Consider the following 15112-nt stretch of genomic DNA (forward strand, 5'->3'; position numbering starts at 1 on the left):
GCTGCGGGGTGTACCTGGTATGCAACCCAGCACCGCTGACTTCGACGCCTTCTACCAGGCGAGCGCCCGGCGTGTCGTGCTCTACCTGTACGCCGTCTGCGGCGACCTGGCCGACGCGCAGGACATGGCCCAGGAGGCGTACGCCCGCGCCTGGCAGCACTGGCCGAAGGTCTCCGGTTACGAGAACCCGGAGGGCTGGGTCCGTGCGGCCGGCTGGCGGCTGGCGGCGAACCGGTGGCGGGGTCTGCGGCGCCGGTGGGCGGCCCAGGCCCGGATGGGTCCGCCCGAGCCGGCGGCGGCGAGTCCCTCACCGGACCGGGTGGCCGTGGTCGCCGCCCTGCAGCAGCTGCCCGCCGCCCAGCGCCAGGCGGTGGCCCTGCACTACCTGCTCGACATGTCGGTGAACGACATCGTGCTGCACACCGGCGCTCCCGCCGGAACCGTCAAAGCTCGGTTGTCCCGGGCCCGTACCGCGCTCGCCGGCCTGCTCGGCGACCACCCGCAGGAGGTCAGTGATGTCGCGTCCGGTTCGTGAACGTCTGGCGGAGTTGTCGGCCGATGTCGACCAGGTGCGGCTGGCCTCCGCGGCCGCCGTCCGGGCACGGGGCCGCAGCCGGGCCCGCCGCCGCCAGGTCGGCACCGCGGCGGCACTCGCCACGGTGGTCGTGGCCGGCGGATTCGGCCTGAGCTCGGTCGCCGGTGGTGACGCGCGCCCGGTCGCCACGCTGCCCGCCGGCCCGTCGTCGTCCCGTTGTTCGTTCCCCGTCGACCTCAAGCTGCCCGACCACCCCGGTGACGTGATCATCAAGGTCGTCGGCCGCTCCGACCTGGTCGGTGAGACGGCCATCGAGCTCGGGCATCGCGGCTTCGTCGCGAGCGAGCTGCGGTCGTTCGATCCGGATGCCGACAACGCGGGACCCGTGGCGGTGCTCCGGTACGGCCCCCAGGCGGTCGGCGCCGCCACCGTGGTGCGAGCACTGGTGAGCGGCGACGTCGCCATGAAGTTCCTGCCCGACCGGGGCGGCCGGACCATCGACCTGGCGCTCGGCACCGACTTTCGCCGGCTGGCCACCACGACCGAGGTGAACAGGGCCCTGGTGGAGTTCGGCGAGCCGGCCCGCCCGCCCGGCTGTTAACCCGGGACGATCCGCCAGCGTTGGTTCGCCCCGCCGAGGTCCGCCCACTGGGTGACGACCGCACCGTCGGCCGTGGACTGCCCGGAGACCTCCAGGACCTTGCCGCTGTGCCGGGCGACCAGCGCGAACGTTCCCGAGCCGGACCAGGCGAGCCGCCACTGCTGGTTGGCCCCGCCGAGGTAGTCCCACTGGGTCACCCGGGCGCCGTCGGTGGTGGCCGCGCCGCTGACGTCGACGCACTTGCCGGTCAGGTTGCTCACGATCCGGAAGTGGCCGCCGCCCACGTCCTCGAACTTCCAGACGTGGTCGGCGGTGCCGGTCGGCGGCCACTGGGTGAGCTGGGCGCCGTTGGCCGTGGACATGTTCTGGATCGCCAGCACCTTGCCGGTGTGGGTCACCTGGAGCTTGACCGTGCCGTCCGGGATCAGCTGCCAGTTGTGGTCGGCGGTGCCGGTGTCGGCGTACTGCACGACGTTGGCGGAGTCGGCGGTGGACATGCCGGCCACGCCGAGCACCTTGCCGGAGTTCTTGTTCCTGATCCGCAGGTGGCCGTCGCCGTTGTCGACCAGCTGCCACAGGTGGTCCGCGGTGCCGTTGTCGTCGTACTGCACCACCTGCGCCGAGTCCGCTGTGGACATCCGGTCCACGCCCAGCACCTTGCCCGAGTTCACGCAGCGGATCCGGACGTGGCCGTCGCCGTTGTCGACCAGCTGCCACAGGTGGTCGGGGGTGCCGCTGTCCGCGAACTGCACCACCCGCGCGCTGTTGGCCTGCGACATCTGGTCGACGCCGAGGACCTTGCCGCTGTGCTGGTTGCGGATCCGGAAGGCGACGCCGGGCGGCACCCACGGCCGGCCGGCGCCGATCGTCGGGAACGAGGTGATGCGCAGGCGGGCGGCACCCATCGGGATCAGGGTGATGGTCTCCACCGGCTCCGCGGACGGTGTCGGGCTGTCCTGCAACGGTGTGACGATCTCGTCGCTGTCGGCTGTCCAGGCGGGAATCTTGCGGGCCGGGGTGGTGATCCTGATCGGCGCGGCGGCCGGGGTGAACGGATCGGCCACGTTGCCCAGGCCGGTCGTCACTGCGAAGGACGTCGCGCCGTCGAGCCCGTAGTTCCACGGTGAGCCGGGCCGGACCTCGCTGGTCGGCCAGGTCTCCGTGCCGCCCGTGCGGGTCCACTGTTCGGTGATGGCCAGCGAGAAGGTCAGGGCGCCGAAGTCGACCGAGACGCTGTCCTGCATGGCGGTCCAGGTGCGGACCCGGGTCCGCATCGGCAGGCGCAGCACGACCCGGTCGCCGTTCTGCCAGGTCCGGCTGATCTTCGCGTACGCCGGGCCGGCGGTCACGACCGCAGCGGCGCCGTTGACGGTGAGCGTGGGGTCGGTGCACCAGCCGGGAACCCGCAGGTACAAGGGGAACGCGACGCTCGTCGAGGTGCTGACCGTGTACGTGATGGTGTCGCCGAACGGGTAGGCCGTGTCGGCGACGACCGTCACTGCCGTACCCCCGGCGACCGCGGCAGTGACCCGCGACGGGCCGTGCAGGTTGGCGACCAGCCCGGCATCGGGGGTGGCCGCCCACATCTCCTCGACGTAGTAGGGCCAGCCCATGCCGTAGTTGTGCGGGCAGCACCGGTAGTTGTCGATGCCCAGCATGTACGCCTGCATCGGGAAGCCGTTCTGGAACTGGCCCTGGCTGCCGGTCCGGTCGCGCAGCGCGATGCTGTTCGCGCTGGTGATGTAGTGGATGCCGCGCTGCTTCGGGTCCAGCGCCGCGGGCAGCGAGTTGAACGCCAGGTCCTCGACCCGGTCGAACCAGACCGGGTCGCCGGTGATCCGGCCGAGCATCTCGTGCCCGGCCATGAACTCGACGATGCCGCAGGTCTCGAAGCCCTGCCGGGGGTCGCCGAAGCCGGGCCGGGCGTTCTCGTCACCGGCGAACCCACCGCCGGGGAACTGCCCGTAGCTCTTCATGATCAGGTCGTAGTCGGCGTAGCTGGCCTGCCGGTGCGCGGCGTCGCCGGAGAGCACCGAGTAGACGGCCGGCTCGCGGAAACCCTGGGCCAGGTTGACGTTGTGCAGCGACGGCAGGTTGTTCAGATAGTTCGCGGAGTTCGCGTGGATCTTGCGGGCCAGGTCGAGCAGGAACGCGTCGCCGGTGCGGTTGTAGGTCCAGAACACCACCTCGAGCGTGTCGGCCCACCGGTAGCTGCCCCAGCTCTGCGAGAAGACGCTGGTCGGGCACCCGTTGACGTAGCGCAGGAAGCGGGTCAGGAACGGCACGACCCGGGCATCATCGGTGAACTCCTGGAAGGTGCGGATCGCGTGCAGCATCGGCATGTGCGGCCACAGGTCCGGGCCGTTGTCCAGGCTCGTCCGCAGCCGGGTGGGGCCGAAGTAGCCGTCCGCCGCCTGGGTGGCCAGCACGCCGTCGATCCAGCGCTTGGTCTCCGCGATGACCCGGGTGTCGCCGGTGACGTAGCCCAGGCTGCTGAAGCCCTTGAGCCAGTACGGCACCTCCTCCCAGCCGCCCAGCTCCGGACGGATCCAGCCGGTCTCGTCGTACCGCAGGAAGTGCGAGACCTCGGGCAGCCGGCCGTTGAGGCCGTCGAGCTGGTGGGCGAGCTGGGTGGCGAGCCATCCGCCGGCCCGGGTCCGGCCGGGTGTCAGCCGCAGGAAGGCGTCGGGGCGCAGCGGCGAGCGGTTGACGACGTAGCCGGGCGCGGCCGCTCGGGCCGGCGCCGCGGTGCTGAGCTCGGTGGCCGCCGCGACGGCGGGCACAGCGAGGGTTCCGGCCAGGAAGGTACGACGGTCCACAGCAGCCTCCGGGTGGGCCAGGGCGTGCAGTAATGGTGGATTATGTGCGATTGCTTGCGTTACGTGATCGTAAAACATTGATTCGCGCAAGTAAATAGATCGGCCCTGCTCGATGGAAAGTTTGTTAACGACAGCCGGTGGTGGCGTCCACCCGGGCCCGGCCCTCGCTGTCGCTGACCACCACCGACACGTTCCCGGCCCGGTAAGCCCACGCGTGCGGGTCGGACTGCACCACCACGGATCCGGCGACGACACCCCGCAGGGCTCGCCCCAGATCGGCGGGTGCGAACAGTTCGTCGGCGGTGACCGTACGGGCGACGCCGCCGCTCGGGCAGCTCACCTCACTGCTCGTGGCCTTCGCTGCCGTCGCCCCCAACGCCTGCAGCGCGGCCGTGAACGCGGGCGGCACGTCGGTGGCCGCCACGGGCGCCGGATCGAGATCCACACCGTCTGCCAGCGGCCGGCATCCCGTCGAGACCAGCAGCGTGAAGGCGGAGGCATCCGCGTCGGCGGTGGTGTCGACCCCCACGAACTCACCGGCATCGGCCCGCAGGCCGTAACGGGTGCGGGCCTCGTTGTGCCGGGCCGTGGCGGCGTACCCGGCCGGCAACGCCCGGGCGATCGCCTGCAGCACGCCGGGCACCTGACCCGGCTGGACCCGGACGGTGATCTCCCGGGTGGCCTCGATGCCCTCGCGCACCGGCGTGAGGGCGCAGTCGCGATCGAACCTCAGCTCGCCCAGCGTGACCACCCGTTCGGCGGCGTCGGCCGCGGCCATCGTCACCCCGGTGGCCCGCTGCAACACGGGCAGGGCCGCGGCGATGTCCCGCTGCTCCGGCACGGTCGGCGGATCATTGCGTACGGACCAGACGGCGAAGCCGGTCAGCACCAGCGCCCAGGCCACCACCACCCCGGTCAGCCACCAGCGCCGCCGGGGCCGCCGGGCAGCGGGCGGCGGGGCGACAGAGTGGTACCCGGGCGCGGTCACGGCAGCCATGCTCGCACGACGAAGGGCGGGACCCGGTGCGGGTCCCGCCCTTCGTGAACAGAGCGTGGGTCAGGAGCTGACGCTGAGGCCGACCTCGTTGACGCCGCGGGTCGCGTCCACGGCCAGGTCGCCGTTGCCGTGCCGGGACAGGGCGCGCAGCGTCCAGGAGCCCGGTGCGGCGAAGAAGCGGAAAACGCCCTGCGGGGACGTGACCACCTCCGCGGTGAACTCGCCGGTGGAGTCGAGCAGGCGGACGTACGCGCCGCCCACCGCCTCACCCTCGGCGTTGCTCACGACGCCCGTGATGACGGTTTCCTTCTGCAGATCGACACTGGCCGGGATGGGAGCCGACTGGTCGGGCGCGGCGCAACCGTCCGCGATGTTCGACGGAGACGTCATGGTCACGCCTTTCCCGGCTCGTCGCCGAGCGCGATCGGCACGCCGATGAGCGAGCCGTACTCGGTCCAGGAACCGTCGTAGTTCTTCACGTTCTGCTGGCCGAGCAGCTCCTTGAGCACGAACCAGGTGTGCGAGGAACGCTCGCCGATGCGGCAGTAGGCGATGGTGTCCTTGCTGCCGTCCAGGCCGGCCTCGCCGTAGATCTTGGCCAGCTCCTCGTCGGACTTGAAGGTGCCGTCCTCGTTGGCCGCCTTGCTCCACGGCACGCTGATCGCGGTGGGGATGTGGCCACCGCGCTGCGACTGCTCCTGCGGCAGGTGCGCCGGGGCCAGCAGCCGGCCCGCGAACTCGTCGGGGCTGCGCACGTCGACCAGGTTCTTCACGCCGATGGCCTGCACGACCTCGTCGCGGAAGGCGCGGATCGACAGGTCCGGGGCGGACGCCTGGTACTGCGTCGCGGCCCGGTTCGGGACGTCCTTGCTGTACGGGCGGGCGTCGAGCTCCCACTTCTTGCGGCCACCGTCGAGCAGCTTGACGTCGCCGTGCCCGTAGAGCTTGAAATACCAGTACGCGTACGCCGCGAACCAATTGTTGTTGCCGCCGTAGAGGATCACGGTGTCGTCGTTGGCGATGCCCTTGTCCGACAGCAGCTTGGAGAACTGCTCCTGGTTGACGAAGTCCCGGCGTACCGGGTCCTGCAGGTCCTGCTTCCAGTCGATCTTCACGGCGCCGGGGATGTGGCCGCCGTCGTAGGCGGTGGTGTCCTCGTCGACCTCGACGAAGACGACGCCCTGCGCGTCGAGGTTCTTCTCGGCCCAGTCGGCAGAGACGAGTGCGGTGTCGCGACTCATCGGAGTACTCCCTTGGTCAGGTGAGATGGGGGTGAGTCGGCGCGCGGAGATTCGGTCGCACCCCGCGCGGGACCCTTGCGGTACGGATCACGTTGGGTTGGGTGCGACGGCGCCACTGCCGGGCGGGGAGAATCAGATGAAGATCAGATCCTGCGCAGCGTGAATGGCCCCGTCAGATGACAGGGCGACACAGGCAGGCGGCCACGCGGCACAGGTCGACCGCGCGCCTTTTGGTGAGCAGAGGGCTCATGAACGCGACCTTACCAGCGGGCCCACCGGTCGGAACACCGTCGACCACCATCCGGGAACGTTGCCGGCGTCACAGGCCGCCCGAACTCAGAGACACGTTGCTGGCTCCGGTGGTCACGTACAAGCCGTCGGCGCGTGGCTCGACCTTCTGCACCTTCAGGCCCAGCGGCAGGGCCGGCACCTTGAGATCGAAGGCCAGCTGCTTCACGTAGTTGTCGACCAGGGTGCGCACCAGCGGGATGTTCGGCAGCCCCTCGGCGGTCACGTCGGCGAAGGTGACACTGACGACGCCGTCCTTGACCGCCAGGTTCGCCGTACCGGTGGCATTGAAGGTCTGGCCCAGCGCGTCGAACGGCGCGGCACCGATCAGCTTGCCGTCCCGCTCGCTGAGCTTGAGCCCTTTCTGGCCGATCAGGTCAGCCAGGTCGGGATAGCTCAGCGTGCCGACGCCGGTGACCGTGGCGGCCACGATGTCGCCGTTGCCGGTGCGCACGGTGTCCAGCGGCGCGTTCACGTCCTTGGCCCGGATGTCGAGCCGGTCCATCTTGATGTTCTGGCCGTTGCCGGCCGGCCCGGAGAAGTTGTTCAGCAGGATCTTGATCTCCTGGTAGTTCCCGGCGAGGACCTGGGTCAGGAACGGCACCCCCTCGATGGTCACGTCCGGCTTCTCGGCCGTGGCCTTCTGCTCGGTGAGCTGCTGGGCGACCCGGTCGCCGATCTCGCGCTCGGCGTAGGAGGCGCCGAACCGGTCGGCCACGACCAGCGCCGCCAGGATGATGAGCAGCAGCACCACGAAGGTGATCAGCAGACGCCGACCCCAGCGCTTGCGCGGCCGTGCGGACCCGTACACCTCAGCCACTACGGCCTCCCGTTCACGTCAGGATGGGGCACGGTATATGCCCGATGCGAGCTCTCCGGACACCCTCAACTGAGGAAGAAGGCTGTCAGGACGTACGCACCGGGCAGGGCCAGGGCGAACGCACCCAGCGGACCCTGCATGTGCCGGGCCACCCAGAAGGTCGGCGTGTCACCGGCCATCCGGCGGCCCACCTCCGAGTAGTTGACCGCGAGGTCCACCAGCATGGCCACCCCGGCGGCGACGAAGCCCAGCAGCGCGCCCTTGGCCGGCGTGAACGGCAGCACGAGCACGCTGCCCAGCGCGGCCGCCGCGAGAGTGCCCAGCATGGCCCCGGCGATGATGCCGCTGGCGCCGCGGGGCACCTGCGGCGCGATCCGCGGCCGCGGGAAGAAGGCGTCGACCAGATGCGCCACCAGCACCGACACGGCCACCGCGGTCAGGCAGACCAGCACCGCCTGGGTGCCGACCGGCTTGCGGGTGAGCACGATCAGCTGCGCGAACGAGACCACGCCGACCACGATCAGCAGCGTGCCGCTCAACGCGTCGCGCACGTGCATGCGGTCGCCGGGACGGATGAACTGCCCGGCCACGGCCACCGCGTAGCCGGCCGCCGCGACCACGATCAGCGGCAGGATCCCGGCGGGCTCACGGTTGACCGCCAGATAGTCGGCCACCAGGGCGGCGGCCACGCAGACCCCGGCGACCGTGCCGGCCGCGGGCGGCCGGATGGCCATGGTGAAGGCCAGGATGAAGAGCAGCTGCACCCCGAAGACCACGATCGCGTACGGCAGGCGCGCGTCCGGCCCGGAGGTCTGCGCCCCCAGGATCAGCCCCACGCCGAGCAGCGCCGCGAAGCCGGCGATCGCCACCGACAGCTGGCGGCGGACCGGGACCTCGGGGATCTCCTCCTCGATCTCCTCGTCGTCGACCTCGTCCGCATCGCCGGAACGGGCGCCGATCCGGGAGGCGGGCTCGGGGGCGCCGGCGTAGAAGCCGGACGACGACCGGCCCGGCGCCGACCGGGCGATCTCCCGGGAGACGTCGTCGTCCCAGGAGTCGTTGTCGCGCGGCGCGGAGGGGAGCACGTCTGCGATCGTGCCAGACCCGGGGCCGATCGCGCTCATCGCGGCGCGGTCATCTCATCCGAAACGGGCCGGCAACATGGACGCGCTCCCACGAGGCCGGCGGCGCAGGTCGGGTAAAAGGCTGGTTACGATTCGGCCGTTCGGCCACCTCCGGGGCGTAGTTCACATCACTTGGCGATCCGACCAGGGCTTTCCGCGTGCTGCATCGGTTAAGGTATTCGCAGCCCACCCGTCGGTGACGCCGGGACAAGTCCTACCGGTGGCGCAGCCCTGAGCTGCGCAGACCGGGTCACCCGAGCGGCCCCGTGCCGCGAGGATCGAGGTGAGTGTGGAAATCCTCCTGTTGGTGACGACACGTGCTGGTGAACCCTCCGCCGTGCTTCCCGCCCTGGACCTGCTGCCCCACTCCGTGCGCACAGCGCCCCGCGACGTGCGCACCCTGGTGTCCGGGCCGAGCCCGGACGCCGTGCTGGTCGACGCCCGCTCGGAGCTCTCCGAGGCCCGTGCGACGTGCCGGATGCTGCACGCGACCGGCATCGGTGTCCCGCTGATGGCAGTGGTCACCGAGGCCGGCCTGATCGCCCTCAACGCCGACTGGGGTGTCGACGACGTCATCCTGGCCAGCGCGGGTCCCGCCGAGGTCGAGGCCCGGCTGCGCCTGGCGGTCGGCCGCCTGACCAACGCCACGGCCGGGGCCGGCGGCTCGATCCGGGCCGGCGAGCTCAACATCGACCCCGACACCTACGCCGCCAAGCTCAAGGGCCGGCCGCTCGACCTCACCTACAAGGAGTTCGAGCTGCTCAAGTTCCTGGCTCAGCACCCGGGCCGGGTCTTCACCCGCGACCAGCTGCTGCGCGAGGTCTGGGGCTACGACTACTTCGGCGGCACCCGGACGGTCGACGTGCACGTGCGGCGCCTGCGCGCCAAGCTCGGCTCGGAGTACGAGTCGATGATCGGCACCGTGCGCCAGGTCGGCTACAAGTTCGTGGTCCCGCCGAGCGGCCGGCAGCTGCCCGACAACGAGCCCGTGTCCCTGCCCGTATGACAAAGGTCCGCTCCCAGGACCGGCTCGCCCCCGCCGAGGCGGCTGACGTGCTCACGTTGGCCGCCGCGGCGGACGAGGCCGACGGCGTCCACCCCCTGTCGGAGGACGGTGTCCTCGGCCTGCGCGGCTCCGGCCGCACCCACCTGCTCGCCTACGCGGACGACGCCCTGGCGGGCTACGCCTACCTGGACGGCACGTCCGGCGAGCTGGTGGTGCACCCGAAGCACCGGCTCCGCGGCTACGGCACCGCCCTGCTGGCAGCGGCCGGTCCCGGCCCGCTCCAGTTCTGGGCCCACGGTGACGAGCAGGCCGCCCGCGCCTTCGCCGAGAAGGCCGGCTTCACCCGCTCCCGCGTGCTCTGGCAGATGCGCCGGTCCCTGAGCGACCTGCCCGAAGTGCCACTGCCCGAGGGTGTCACCGTGCGGACCTTCGTGCCCGGCGCTGACGACGAAGCGTGGCTGGGCGTCAACTCCCGGGCTTTCGCTCACCACCCCGAGCAGGGCCGCTGGACAGCCGACGACCTGCGGCTGCGCTTCGGCGAGCCGTGGTTCGACCCGGCCGGTTTCCTGCTGGCGGTGGACCCGGCCGACGACCGGCTGCTCGGTTTCCACTGGACCAAGGTGCACCCGGCCGAGGGCGGCGAGCCCGCGATCGGTGAGATCTACGTGCTCGGCGTCGACCCGGGCGGTCATCGCCGCGGGCTGGGCGCCGCCCTCAGCGTGGCCGGCCTCCGGCACCTCGCCGGGCTGGGCCTGGCCGACGTGCTGCTCTATGTGGACGAGTCGAACACCGCCGCGGTCGCGCTCTACCGGCGGCTGGATTTCGAGATCCACTCCACCGACGTGATGTACAGCCGCGACTGACTCTCAGGAGTCACGGGACGACCGTGACCGGCCAGCGGCCGCAGCGGACCAGCCGCACCGCGAGCGAGCCCGCGATCCGGTGACCCACGCTGCGTGACGAGCCGACTATCACGGCATCCGCGCGGACCTCGTCGGCCACCTCGCTGAGCACGGTGAGCGGATCGCCCTGGCGGGCCTCCAGCCGGGCGTCGACTCCCCAGACCTGGGCCTGCCTGCTCAGCTCGGCCAGGAGCTGAGCCTCGATCTGGTCCTGGGTGTCCAGCTCGGCCCGGGTGGCCAGCCCGGTGAGGTCCGCCAGCGTGAGCAGTGCGCCCGGGGCACCGCGGGCATAGACGACCACCAGCCGGGTGTGCTGGCGCCGGGCCAGGCCGGCGGCGTACGCGGCCGCGCGAAGTGAGGTCTGCGAGCCGTCCACGCCGACGACGATGGCGTGCGGTCCGTCCGTGCCGAGCTCGAAGCCGGACACCTCGTCACACGCCGCGGAGCTCGGGCAGTGTCGCGGCTGTGAGCCGGTGCGGGGTCTCATCCGGCGTGACGAGCACGACGGTCGAGGCCGCCGCGTGGGTCAGGGCCGCGGTGAAACTGCCGTCCGCGAACTGGGCCGCCGGCCCGCGCGGCGAACGTCCCACCGCCACTGTCCGGGCCTGCACGTCGCCGGCATGCGAGGCCAGTGCCCGGCCGGCTGCGGCGTGGTCACCGACGCTGGTCAGCAGCATCCCGGTGGCCGCGATCCCCTGGCCGGCGAGCCGGCGCAGGTGGGCGGTCACCGCGGCCCGGGCACTCTGCTCGTCCTCCGGCTCGATGGCCAGTTCCTCGATCACGACGGTCTCGCGGACCCGGACCACCTCGAGCGGGGCGCCCAGGTCCCGGGCGAGCCCGGCGGCCGCGTCCACGATCGCGTCCGCGTCGGCGGTGGCCCCGACCGCGACGACGACCGGCCGGGCGTCCGCAGCGGCCACGGCCCCGACCGGCGCGAACGGCGTGACGGTCTCGCTGTCCCCCGCCTCGGCCGCGGTGACCAGCTTGTGGCCGGTGGCCAGCACGACGATCGCCAGCAGGAACGCCACCCCGCCCAGGTAGAACGGCACGCTGAGGTCGAAGCGGTCGGCCAGCTTGCCGGCCACGAACGGGGCCAGCCCGCCGCCGATGAAGCGCACGAAGCCGTACGCGGAGGAGGCCACCGAACGCTCGACCGGCGCGACCAGCATGACCGCCTGGGTGGTCAGCGTGTTGTTGATGCCGATGAAGGCGCCGCTGACGATCACCGCGACGATGACCGTCCGCGGGGTCGAGACGCCGGCCGCGATGACCGCCATGACGATCGCCAGCGCGGCCATGTTGGCGTAGAGCACCTTCGCGGTGCCGAAGCGGGCCTGCAGCCGCGGGGCGAAGAAGACACTGAAGGCGGCGACCAGCAGTCCCCAGCCGGTGAAGACCAGGCCGAGCTGGTGCGCGTCCAGCTCCATCGGGTACGGCGCGTAGCCCAGCATGGTGAAGAAGCCCCAGTTGTAGAGCAGCGCCATGATGCCCATGGTCAGCAGTCCACGGTGGCGCAACGCCTTGAGCGGCGCGGTCAGGGACGTGGGCTGCGCGGGCCGGGGCAGCGACGGCACGAAGGCGATCGTGGCGACCATCGCGATGGCCATCAGCGCCGCGACGCCGAAGAACGGGCCGCGCCAGCTGATGCTGCCCAGCTCGCCGCCGAGCAGCGGGCCGACGGCGATGCCGAGCCCGAGGGCGGTCTCGTAGAGGATGATCGCGCCCGCGAAGCCGCTGGTGGCCGACGCGACGATGACGGCCAGGCTGGTCGCGATGAACAGCGCGTTGCCCAGCCCCCAGCCGGCCCGGAAGCCGACGATCTGGCCGACGGTGTCCGAGGTGCCGGCCAGCGCGGCGAAGACGACGATGATGCCCAGCCCGACGACCAGCGTGAGCTTGGGCCCGATCCGGCTGGCCACGGCGCCGACCACGAGCATCGCCACCGCGGTCACCACCAGGTAGCTGGTGAACAGCAGGGACACCTGGCTCGGCGTGGCGTGCAGGTCGTTCGCCAACGCCGGCAGGATCGGGTCGACGAGGCCGATGCCCATGAACGAGATGACACAGGCGAAGGCCACCGCCCAGACGGCGCGGGGCTGCTTGAAGGGGTTGGTCGCGGGTCGGTGCGGTGCGGGCATGGGTTGGGCTCCAGGGGTCTGACCGTATAGCTGCATTATGCAGCTATCGGTTCGGCGGGGACCAGTAAGCCACCTCACACCGGCCTCGTCCCACGCGTCCCGAGCCGGTCACTCGGGCCCGAAAGAGAACACAAAATAACGGACTTATACGGCGTCGTGCCCTCGGTTCACTTAACGGACAACCCTTCCTCAGCCAAAGGCTACGAACCGGCGCAGACCTGTTCACCCTGCGTTCACTTATGCCCGGGGAGCCGGTCACCTCGCGCTCTTAGCTTTCCGGGTGTGCCGATGAGAGTTCGGCCGGCCGGGACTACGGAGCCCGGAGTTGTTATTCATTCGAAGGGAAACCCGTTGAAGCTCCAGCGGTTCTACGTTGCCGGCATTGCCTTGACCGCCTCGGTCGCGCTCGCGGCATGCGGCTCTGACAACACCGACTCGCCTGCCGCCGGCGGTGCCTCTGCCGCCTCCGCGAACTGCGCGGCCGGCGACCTGACGGCCCAGGGTTCTTCGGCGCAGAAGAACGCGATGGACGAGTGGATCAAGGCCTACCAGGGCCAGTGCTCGGGCGCGAAGATCGGCTACGAGGGCACCGGCTCCGGCGCGGGCATCCAGGCGTTCATCGCCGGCACCGCCGACTTCGCCGGCTCCGACTCCGCCCTCAAGGAGGAGGAGCAGCCGCAGGCCGACGCCAAGTGCCCCGGCGGCCAGGCCCTCAACCTCCCGATGGTGATCGGCCCGATCGCCGTCGTCTACAACCTCGACGGGGTCGAGAACCTCCAGTTCTCGCCGGCCACCCTGGCCAAGATCTTCGCCGGCAAGGTCACCAAGTGGGACGACCCGGCGATCAAGGCGGAGAACGCCGACGCCAAGCTCCCGTCGACGGCGATCCAGGCCGTGCACCGCTCCGACGAGTCGGGCACCACCGACAACTTCACCAAGTACCTGAGCAAGACCGCCGAGGCGGACTGGACCTTCAGCAACGCCAAGGCGTGGAAGGCCCCGGGCGGCGTCGGTGCGGCCAAGTCGGACGGCGTGGCGACCGCGGTGAAGAGCACGGTCGGCGCCATCTCCTACGTCGAGCTCTCCTTCGCGGAGAACAGCGACCTGAAGAAGGCCAAGATCAAGAACGGCGCGGGTGAGTTCGTCGAGCTGACCGGCGAGAGTGCCGGTAAGACCATCGCCGGCGCCAAGGTCAAGGGCACCGGCAACGACCTGGCCCTCGACATCGACTACACCACCACCGAGGCCGGCGCGTACCCGATCGTCCTGGTCACGTACGAGATCGCCTGCAGCAAGGGCAGCCCCAAGGCCGCGGCGATCAAGGGCTTCCTGAGCTACACCGCCAGCACCGGTGGCCAGTCGGCGCTCGCCGAGCTCGGCTACGCCCCGCTGCCGGAGGCAGTCCGCAGCAAGGTCGAGACCTCGGTCGCGGCCATCTCCTGACCCCCGTCCAACCACCCCGCCGCCGCCCTTGACCGGGCTGAAGGCAGCGCTATCCCACACCCTCCTAGACGACAGCGAGCGAGCGAATGGGTGACTATCCCTCCCGCTCGGCGAGCACCGAAGCCGGCGGACCGAGCGTGACAGCACGTCACGCCCGGTCCGCCGGCGGCGGCCTATCGCCGATCCCTCCCGATGATCTCGACGGCAGCCGCCCGCCGCTCGGTGGTGGGGGCGCCCTGCCCAGGAAAGCCCGGTTCTCGATGGAGACCGGCTTCCGGGCCCTGAGCACGTCCGCCGGCGCGATGGTGCTGGTCATCATCGTCGCCATCGCGATCTTCCTGATCTCGAAGGCCGTGCCAGCCCTGCAGGCCAACACCGAGAACTTCCTGACCTACAAGGCCTGGTTCCCCAACGACGCCGAGCCCAAGTTCGGCATCGCGGCGCTGGCCTTCGGCACGGTCCTGACCTCGATCATCGCGCTGATCGTCGCGGTGCCCATCGCGCTGGGCATCGCCCTGTTCCTCTCGCACTACGCGCCCAAGCGGCTGGCCAACCCGCTAGGCTTCATCATCGACCTGCTCGCCGCGGTGCCCAGCGTCGTCTTCGGCCTCTGGGGCCGGGACGTGTTCCGGGTGCCGGTGCAGGACTTCTCGGTCTGGCTGAACAAGTACTTCAGCTGGTTGCCGATCTTCGGGGGCGACGGACCGTTCGGCCGGTCGATCCTGCTCGGCAGCCTGGTGCTGGCCATCATGGTGCTGCCGATCGTGACCTCGCTGTCCCGCGAGGTCTTCCAGCAGACCCCGCTGATGAACGAGGAGGCGGCGCTGGCCCTGGGCGCCACCAAGTGGGAGATGATCCGCACGGCCGTGGTGCCCTACGGCAAGCCCGGCGTCATCGCCGCGGTCATGCTGGGCCTGGGCCGCGCGCTCGGCGAGACCATCGCCCTCGCCCTGACGCTGGGCATCGTCTTCAACATCTCGTTCAACCTGATCGAGAGCGGCGGCAACAGCATCGCCGCCAACATCGCCAACACCTTCGGCGAGGCCAACGCCACCGGCCGCGGTGCGCTGATCGCCTCCGGCCTGGTGCTCTTCGCCATCACCCTGGTCGTCAACATGGCAGCGCGGGCGATCATCTACCGCCGCCGCGAGTTCCGGGACAGTGCCGCATGAGCGAGCTTGCGAGCGAATCATCAACT

At 70.8% G+C, this 15112-nt stretch carries 15 protein-coding genes; 6 read left to right on the forward strand and 9 right to left on the reverse strand.

Annotated features, from left to right (window positions below; all coding sequences use genetic code 11):
* Positions 1-19: 19 nt before the first annotated feature.
* Both ACZ6S4_RS24105 and ACZ6S4_RS24110 read left to right on the forward strand, forming a co-directional pair.
* On the forward strand, positions 20-535 hold the full coding sequence (locus tag ACZ6S4_RS24105; protein ID WP_465477062.1) for a SigE family RNA polymerase sigma factor: 516 nt from the start codon (positions 20-22) through the stop codon (positions 533-535).
* A complete protein-coding gene (locus ACZ6S4_RS24110) occupies positions 516-1136 on the forward strand; it encodes a hypothetical protein (RefSeq protein WP_465477063.1) in 621 nt (206 codons plus the stop codon). The genes ACZ6S4_RS24105 and ACZ6S4_RS24110 overlap by 20 nt, the downstream gene beginning before the upstream one ends.
* Here ACZ6S4_RS24110 and ACZ6S4_RS24115 read toward each other — a convergent pair.
* The 7 genes from ACZ6S4_RS24115 to ACZ6S4_RS24145 all read right to left on the reverse strand — a co-directional run bounded on the left by ACZ6S4_RS24115 (position 1133) and on the right by ACZ6S4_RS24145 (position 8386).
* Positions 1133-3955, reverse strand: a complete 2823-nt coding sequence (locus ACZ6S4_RS24115; RefSeq protein ID WP_465477064.1) for an RICIN domain-containing protein — start codon at positions 3953-3955, stop codon at positions 1133-1135. The two genes, ACZ6S4_RS24110 and ACZ6S4_RS24115, sit on opposite strands and share 4 nt — an antisense overlap.
* 124 nt (positions 3956-4079) lie before the next feature.
* Entirely contained in the window at positions 4080-4943 is an 864-nt protein-coding gene (locus ACZ6S4_RS24120) for a hypothetical protein (protein WP_465477065.1), read from the reverse strand.
* 69 nt (positions 4944-5012) lie between these two features.
* The gene (locus ACZ6S4_RS24125) at positions 5013-5342 is read right to left on the reverse strand and encodes a DUF1416 domain-containing protein (protein WP_465477066.1); all 330 of its coding nucleotides are present in this window, start codon (positions 5340-5342) and stop codon (positions 5013-5015) included.
* Between the two features lie 2 nt (positions 5343-5344).
* The gene (locus ACZ6S4_RS24130; protein WP_465477067.1) at positions 5345-6193 is read right to left on the reverse strand and encodes a sulfurtransferase; all 849 of its coding nucleotides are present in this window, start codon (positions 6191-6193) and stop codon (positions 5345-5347) included.
* 172 nt (positions 6194-6365) lie between these two features.
* Positions 6366-6494: an Ms5788A family Cys-rich leader peptide gene (locus ACZ6S4_RS24135; RefSeq protein ID WP_465477068.1), complete on the reverse strand. Its 129-nt coding sequence runs from the start codon at positions 6492-6494 to the stop codon at positions 6366-6368.
* 18 nt (positions 6495-6512) lie between these two features.
* Positions 6513-7301 carry an LmeA family phospholipid-binding protein gene (locus ACZ6S4_RS24140; RefSeq protein ID WP_465477069.1) on the reverse strand — a complete coding sequence of 263 codons (789 nt, stop codon included), beginning with the start codon at positions 7299-7301 and terminating at the stop codon, positions 6513-6515.
* Positions 7302-7366: 65 nt separating this feature from the next.
* Positions 7367-8386: a hypothetical protein gene (locus ACZ6S4_RS24145; RefSeq protein ID WP_465477070.1), complete on the reverse strand. Its 1020-nt coding sequence runs from the start codon at positions 8384-8386 to the stop codon at positions 7367-7369.
* Between the two features lie 328 nt (positions 8387-8714).
* On the opposite strand from ACZ6S4_RS24145, the gene ACZ6S4_RS24150 reads away from it, so the two are divergent.
* Positions 8715-9431 carry a winged helix-turn-helix transcriptional regulator gene (locus tag ACZ6S4_RS24150; RefSeq protein WP_212989174.1) on the forward strand — a complete coding sequence of 239 codons (717 nt, stop codon included), beginning with the start codon at positions 8715-8717 and terminating at the stop codon, positions 9429-9431.
* Complete coding sequence (gene mshD / locus ACZ6S4_RS24155; protein ID WP_465477071.1) at positions 9428-10294, forward strand: mycothiol synthase; 867 nt, start codon at positions 9428-9430, stop codon at positions 10292-10294. Before ACZ6S4_RS24150 ends, mshD begins: the two co-directional genes overlap by 4 nt.
* 10 nt (positions 10295-10304) lie before the next feature.
* Here the strand turns inward: mshD and ACZ6S4_RS24160 are convergent, their stop codons facing one another.
* On the reverse strand, positions 10305-10760 hold the full coding sequence (locus ACZ6S4_RS24160) for a universal stress protein (RefSeq protein ID WP_465477072.1): 456 nt from the start codon (positions 10758-10760) through the stop codon (positions 10305-10307).
* 4 nt (positions 10761-10764) lie between these two features.
* Positions 10765-12471, reverse strand: a complete 1707-nt coding sequence (locus tag ACZ6S4_RS24165) for an MFS transporter (protein ID WP_465477073.1) — start codon at positions 12469-12471, stop codon at positions 10765-10767.
* Positions 12472-12822: 351 nt separating this feature from the next.
* Here ACZ6S4_RS24165 and pstS point away from each other — a divergent pair, with 351 nt between their 5' ends.
* Both pstS and pstC read left to right on the forward strand, forming a co-directional pair.
* The gene (gene pstS, locus ACZ6S4_RS24170; protein WP_465477074.1) at positions 12823-13914 is read left to right on the forward strand and encodes a phosphate ABC transporter substrate-binding protein PstS; all 1092 of its coding nucleotides are present in this window, start codon (positions 12823-12825) and stop codon (positions 13912-13914) included.
* An 86-nt stretch (positions 13915-14000) separates the two neighbouring features.
* Positions 14001-15086, forward strand: coding sequence for a phosphate ABC transporter permease subunit PstC (gene pstC / locus ACZ6S4_RS24175; RefSeq protein WP_465477075.1), 1086 nt, complete (start codon positions 14001-14003; stop codon positions 15084-15086).
* The last annotated feature ends 26 nt before the right edge of the window (positions 15087-15112 follow it).

The organism is Actinoplanes sp. NPDC051405 (genome assembly GCF_055586185.1).

Coding starts and splice junctions, on each gene's coding strand:
- ACZ6S4_RS24165 (WP_465477073.1), bottom strand. CDS start 12,471: ATGCCCGCACCGCACCGACCCGCGACCAACCCCTTCAAGCAGCCCCGC.
- mshD (WP_465477071.1), top strand. CDS start 9,428: ATGACAAAGGTCCGCTCCCAGGACCGGCTCGCCCCCGCCGAGGCGGCT.
- pstC (WP_465477075.1), top strand. CDS start 14,001: ATGGGTGACTATCCCTCCCGCTCGGCGAGCACCGAAGCCGGCGGACCG.
- ACZ6S4_RS24135 (WP_465477068.1), bottom strand. CDS start 6,494: ATGGTGGTCGACGGTGTTCCGACCGGTGGGCCCGCTGGTAAGGTCGCG.
- ACZ6S4_RS24130 (WP_465477067.1), bottom strand. CDS start 6,193: ATGAGTCGCGACACCGCACTCGTCTCTGCCGACTGGGCCGAGAAGAAC.
- ACZ6S4_RS24105 (WP_465477062.1), top strand. CDS start 20: ATGCAACCCAGCACCGCTGACTTCGACGCCTTCTACCAGGCGAGCGCC.
- ACZ6S4_RS24125 (WP_465477066.1), bottom strand. CDS start 5,342: ATGACGTCTCCGTCGAACATCGCGGACGGTTGCGCCGCGCCCGACCAG.
- ACZ6S4_RS24110 (WP_465477063.1), top strand. CDS start 516: ATGTCGCGTCCGGTTCGTGAACGTCTGGCGGAGTTGTCGGCCGATGTC.